The organism is Rhodococcus sp. CX (assembly GCF_015865005.1).
Taxonomy (GTDB): Bacteria; Actinomycetota; Actinomycetes; order Mycobacteriales; family Mycobacteriaceae; genus Rhodococcus.
This window is the reverse complement of sequence record NZ_JADZGH010000099.1, coordinates 1-5,730: the sequence shown is the minus strand read 5'-3', so window position 1 is coordinate 5,730 and position 5,730 is coordinate 1. Positions and strand designations below refer to the sequence as shown.

At 69.4% G+C, this 5,730-nt stretch carries 4 protein-coding genes; all 4 read left to right on the top strand.

The genetic code is table 11. From position 1 onward, the window contains the following. A partial coding sequence (locus tag I0Q12_RS32590; RefSeq protein ID WP_231610414.1) for a 1,6-dihydroxycyclohexa-2,4-diene-1-carboxylate dehydrogenase occupies positions 1-650 on the top strand: 650 nt, incomplete at its 5' end. A gap of 105 nt (positions 651-755) precedes the next feature. Continuing rightward, positions 756-2,087, top strand: a complete 1,332-nt coding sequence (locus I0Q12_RS10450; RefSeq protein ID WP_197251855.1) for an aromatic acid/H+ symport family MFS transporter — start codon at positions 756-758, stop codon at positions 2,085-2,087. Between the two features lie 11 nt (positions 2,088-2,098). After that, a complete protein-coding gene (locus I0Q12_RS10445; protein WP_197251949.1) occupies positions 2,099-4,783 on the top strand; it encodes a helix-turn-helix transcriptional regulator in 2,685 nt (894 codons plus the stop codon). A 10-nt stretch (positions 4,784-4,793) separates the two neighbouring features. Then, positions 4,794-5,730: benzoate/H(+) symporter BenE family transporter (locus tag I0Q12_RS10440; protein WP_197251854.1), on the top strand; the 937-nt coding region annotated here is incomplete at its 3' end.

The following is a 5,730-nucleotide window of genomic DNA, read 5'->3' as shown; positions in this document are numbered from 1 at the left end:
ACGACGTCGCGAAGGAACTGCGGGAGAACGGCGCCCGCGCGCATTCCGTGACCGCCGACCTCGAAACGTTCGAGGGCGCACAGGCCGCGATCGACGAGGCGCGACAGCAGTACGGGCGCATCGACGTGCTGATCAACAACGTCGGCGGCACCATCTGGGCCAAGCCGTACGAGCACTACACGCCCGAGCAGATCCAGGCCGAGGTGCAGCGCTCGTTGTTCCCCACGCTGTGGACGTGCCGGGCGGTCCTGCCGCACCTGATCACGCAGAACTCCGGCACGATCGTCAACGTCTCGTCGGTCGCGACCCGCGGCGTCAACCGTGTCCCGTACGCGGCGGCCAAGGGCGGGGTCAACGCGATCACCGCGGCGCTGGCACTCGAGGTCGCGCAGTACGGGATCCGGGTGGTCGCGACCGCACCGGGTGGCACCGACGCCCCGGCCCGCCGGGTCGCGCGCGGACCGGCAGCGCAGACCGACCAGGAGAAGACCTGGTACCAGCAGATCGTCGACCAGACCGTCGACTCGTCGCTGCTCAAACGGTACGGCACGCTCGACGAGCAGGCCGCCGCCATCACGTTCATGGCATCGGAGGAAGCCTCGTACATCACCGGCACGGTTCTGCCCGTCGCCGGCGGCGATCTGGGCTAGCCCGCCGCCCCGGGCCTCACCGACAGGGCCATCTCCGGCCCCGACGGTGAGGCCCGTTTTTCTCTCCCGATTGTTTTGTGACAGCCCTCACCAACTGGAGTGATCATGACCCAGCCCACAGAATGGGCGAGTGCGCGGCACCGCCGTTCCGTCCTCTGGATCGTCGCGCTGGCGACGCTCGCGATCGTCTTCGACGGCTACGACCTGGTCGTCTACGGCACCATCCTGCCCACACTGATGGCCGACCCGGGCCAGCTCGGGCACATCTCCGCCGAGCAGGGCGGTGCGCTCGGCTCGTACGCACTGGTCGGCGTCATGGTCGGCGCGCTGGTCACCGGCGCTTTCGGTGACCGCGTCGGGCGGCGGAAGATGATGCTCCTGCACATCGTCTGGTTCTCCGTCGGCATGGCCGCCGCGGCACTGTCGACGAACCTCGCGATGTTCGGCGCGCTGCGGTTCTTCACCGGCATCGGCGTCGGAGGGCTCGTGGCCACCGCCGGTGCCGTCGTCGCCGAGTTCGCACCGGCAGGCAAACGCAATCTCTACAACGCGATCGTGTACAGCGGCGTCCCCGCCGGCGGTGTCCTCGCGTCCCTGCTGGCGATCGTGCTGCGCGACGCGATCGGCTGGCGTGGCCTGTTCCTGATCGGCGCGCTGCCGCTGGTGATCCTGCTGCCCCTCGCCTTGGCGAAACTCCCCGAGTCGCCGCAGTGGCTGATCTCGCGCGGTCGCACCGACGACGCCGCCGCGGTCTGGTACAAGTTCGACATCCCGGTGCCCGCACCCTCGGCGCCGACCGCCGAGAAGGCCGGTTTCGCTGCGCTCGCCACCCGTCGGTATGCCTGGGGAACAACACTTCTCGGACTGATGAGCTTCTCCGGACTGCTGCTCACCTACGGGCTGAACACCTGGCTTCCGAAGATCATGGCGGACGCCGGGTACAACGCGAAGGGCTCGCTCGCGTTCCTGCTCGTCCTCAACGGCGGCGCGATCATCGGCGGCGTGCTCGCCTCCCGGATCGCCGACGGGCGCGGACCCCAGCCCGTCGTCGTCACCACTTTCGGTCTCGCCGCCCTCGCCCTGGTGCTGCTCACCTTCGGGTTCCCGCTGCCGGTGCTCCTCGCCGCGGTCGCGATCGCCGGTGTCGGCACGATCGGCACCCAGGTCCTCGTCTACGGTTTCGTGTCCAACTACTACGAGACCCGGGCCCGGGCCGCGGGCGTCGCATGGTGCGCCGGGTTCGGCCGCCTCGGTGGGATCGTCGGACCGATCATCGGCGGCGTGCTCATCGGTGCAGGTCTGAGCAACAACGTCAACTTCTACATCTTCGCCGGAATCGCACTCGCCGGTGCGGTCGTCACCTTCTTCGTGCCGCCCCGTCCGACCGCCCCGAACACCGAACCGGAGCCTGCGGTCGCGGCTACCGTGGATGTGTGACGGGATCTTCCATGCTGGTCGGACGTACCCGCGAGCTCGCAGAGCTCGAACGGATCCTCGACGAGGCGCGAACCGGTACCCCCGGGCTCGCCCTCGTCGAGGGTCCGCCCGGTATCGGAAAGACCACCCTGGTAAGAACTTTCGCCGAATCGCTGTCCGGCTGGACGGTTCTCGGTGCGACCTGCGCAGAGTGGGAGTCGCACCGGGAGTGGTCCGTCGCCGAACAGCTGCTGCAGGCGCCGGTGACGGCGACGGAGCCCGTCGACGTCGCTCACGGGATCCTCGCCGGCCTGACCGGCCCCACGGTGATCGTCGTCGACGACGCGCATCGGTCCGATCCCGCGTCGCTGCAGGCGCTGTCGTCGTTGATCCGCCGCGCCCACGGGGACCCGCTGTGCATGATGTGGCTGGTCCCCGACGTCCTGCCCGAGACCGTCGATGAGGAGGTCGCCCGCATCCTCGACATGCATCGCAGCGTCACAGTCCACGTCGGCCCGCTCTCGCCCTCGGACATCGCCCAACTGGCTCTCACACGTGCCGGTGTCGATCTGTCCGCATGGACGGCGCGACGCCTGTACGAACACACCCTCGGAAGTCCCCTGCCGACCCTGCAGGTCATCGACGAGATGCCCCGATCACAGTGGCAGCACTGGCAGGACCGGTTCCCGGCGCCGAAGCAACATGCCGCGACGGTGCGCCGGAGGCTCGCCGGCTGTTCGGAAGAAACTCGCCTGCTCGTCGAATCGGCGGCGATCCTCGGTACCGACAGCTCCCTCGCGCATGCCGCGTCACTCGCCGAACTGGACGACCCGACGACCGCCCTCGACGACGCCCACACGGCCGGGTTGCTCACGATGCGGGAACAACGCGGTGTCGTCACGCTGTCGTTTCCGGACCCGATGACCCGAGCAGCCGTGGTCGACGGGCTCGGCCCGGCGCGACGGCAGGAACTGCACGCCCGGGCAGCGGAGATCGTCGACGACGAGGGCGCCTCCCTGCTCCATCTGGTGTCCGCCACTCACCGGTCCGATGCCGGCCTCGCCGACCGCCTCGATCGGTACGCGCAGGCGCGCGCGTCGGACGGAGCGTGGTCGGATTCGGCCGAGGCCCTCATCATCTCGAGCCGGATCACCCCGGACCGGGAGTTGCGGACCGAACGCCTGATCCGCGGAGTCGACGCACTCACCGGTGCCGCCGACCTCCCGCAGGCGCTGACGTTCGTCCCCGAAATCGAAAGCGCCCCTGGTGGTCCCATGCGTGACGCCGTGCTCGGGTACCTGGCCATCCAACGCGGGCGCGCCGCCGAAGCACACGAACTGCTCACCCGCGCCTGGACATCGATCGACGACACCGACGCGGATCCACAGCTCGCTGCGTTGATCTGCCAGCGCATGGTGCTGCACTCGCTGGCCGGGCTGCGCGGTGACGAACTCGTCGAGTGGGCCGACCGTGCCGCCGCACTGGTACCCCGGGCCACGCCGGCCGCCGTCGAATCCGCGGCCGTCCGCGGTCTCGGTCTCGCCATGACCGGTCGTGTCGACGAGGGAGTGGCGTCGTACGCGACCCTCTCCGACCACGTCGGATCGGGCGCCCAGAGCCAACGTTTCCGCATGGCCGAAGGCTGGCTGGCGCTGGCGCTCGACGACCCCGGCCGGGCGCGGGCGGAACTCGAATCGGCCGAACCGACCGCGTTCCGGGGAGGCTCGCTACGCATCTCGCTGTGGGCGCAGGCATGGCTGGCCCGCACCCAGTTCGCGCTCGGCGAGTGGGACGATGCGATCCGCACGGTCGATCGTGCGGCCGCCCAGCTCGACCGCACCGGACTGGATCTCCTTCGCCCCCTGGTGCACTGGACCGGCGCTCAGATCCATGCGCTGCGCGGGGACCGCGCCAGGGCGCGCGAACACCTGCTGCGAGGCCGCGCGGGCACCCACGACTACGCGATGATGCTGGCGCCGTCGGCGATCTCGGCAGCGCAGGTCTCCGAGATCGCAGCGGAATACGGCGACGTGCTGCGGCATCTCGAACCGCTTGCCGCCGTGCAGCACCGGCAGGGACTCGACGAACCGGGCTTCTGGCCGTGGCCGGACCTGTACGCCAACGCACTCGTCATGACCGGACGGGTGGACGAGGCCGACGTATTCCTCCGCCCCTTCGAGGAACGCGCCGCGGCACGCGGACACCGGTCCGCGATGGCGCGCGTCGGATACGTGCGCGGTCGAATCCAGGGCTCACGCGGCGACATCGACGCGGCACGTGACACTTTCGAGTCTGCTCTCGCGCAACTGGCGCCGCTGCCGTTGCCGTACGACCGCGCCCGGGTGAGCTACGCCTACGGGCAGACGATGCGCCGGGCGGGTCGACGCCGCGAGGCCGACGCGGTGATGCGCTCGGCCCGGGAACTGTATTCGACGCTCGGCGCGACCAGTTACGTCCAACGTTGCGATCGTGAACTCAAGGCGGGCGGCCTGAAGGCCGGCGAGGAGACCGCGGACCGTTCGGTCGACGCCGTCGCCCTCACCCCGCAGGAACAGGCGGTGGCGGCACTCGTCGCAGCCGGCCACACGAACAAGGAAGTGGCCGGCGAACTGTTCCTGTCCGTCAAGACCGTGCAGTATCACCTGACCCGGGTGTACGCGAAGTTCGGTATCCGTTCCCGGAGCGAACTCGCGGCCCGGTTCCGAGAACAGGAGTAGTTGTTTCAGAATGACCGCAGTCGACGAAGACGCCCGGACCGGCGCCGATACCGTCCTGTTCGAACGTCCCGCGCGACCACGCACCACTCTGCGTCGGCTCGGTCGCGACCTCGGGCCCGGATATGCAGCCAACGGCCTTGTCGGGCTGATCTTCTCGTGCACCGGACCGGTCGCGGTGATACTCGCCGCCGGCGCCGCCGGAGGACTGAGCGCACCGCAGCTCGCGTCGTGGATCTTCGGGGTGTTCGTACTCAACGGAATCCTCACCATCGCGATGAGCCTCGCGTACCGTCAGCCGCTCGGGTTCTTCTGGACCATCCCCGGCACGGTGGTGGTCGGCGAATCGCTCACGCACCTGAGCTGGCCCGAAGTGATCGGCGCGTACGTCGTCACATCCGCACTGATTCTGCTGCTGGGACTTTCGGGTCTCGTGCGGCGCGTGATGTCGGCGCTGCCCATGCCGATCGTGATGGCCATGGTGGCCGGGGTGTTCCTGAAGTTCGGGGTGGATCTCGTGCGGGCACTCGACGCCGACGTCGCGATCGCGGTGCCGATGGTCCTGGTGTTCCTGGCGCTCAGCGCAGTTCCGCCTCTCGGCAAGTGGATGCCGCCGATCCTGGGGGCGCTGCTCACGGGAGTGGTCGCGGTCGCGGTGTCCGGCCGGTTCGATCCGGTCGGCGACGATGCCGGGGTGTTCGCGTCACCCGTGTTCACCGCGCCGGTGTTCACCTGGACGGCGATCCTGGAACTCGTTGTTCCGCTCGCCATCACGGTGCTTGTCGTGCAGAACGGGCAGGGTGTCGCGGTGCTGCGCAGCGCCGGACATCACCCGCCGATCAACGTGGCGACGGTCGCGTGCGGGGTGTGGTCCTTCGCGGCAGCGGCGGTCGGCGCCGTGTCCACGTGCCTGACCGGCCCGACGAACGCGTTGCTGGTGTCCTCCGGCG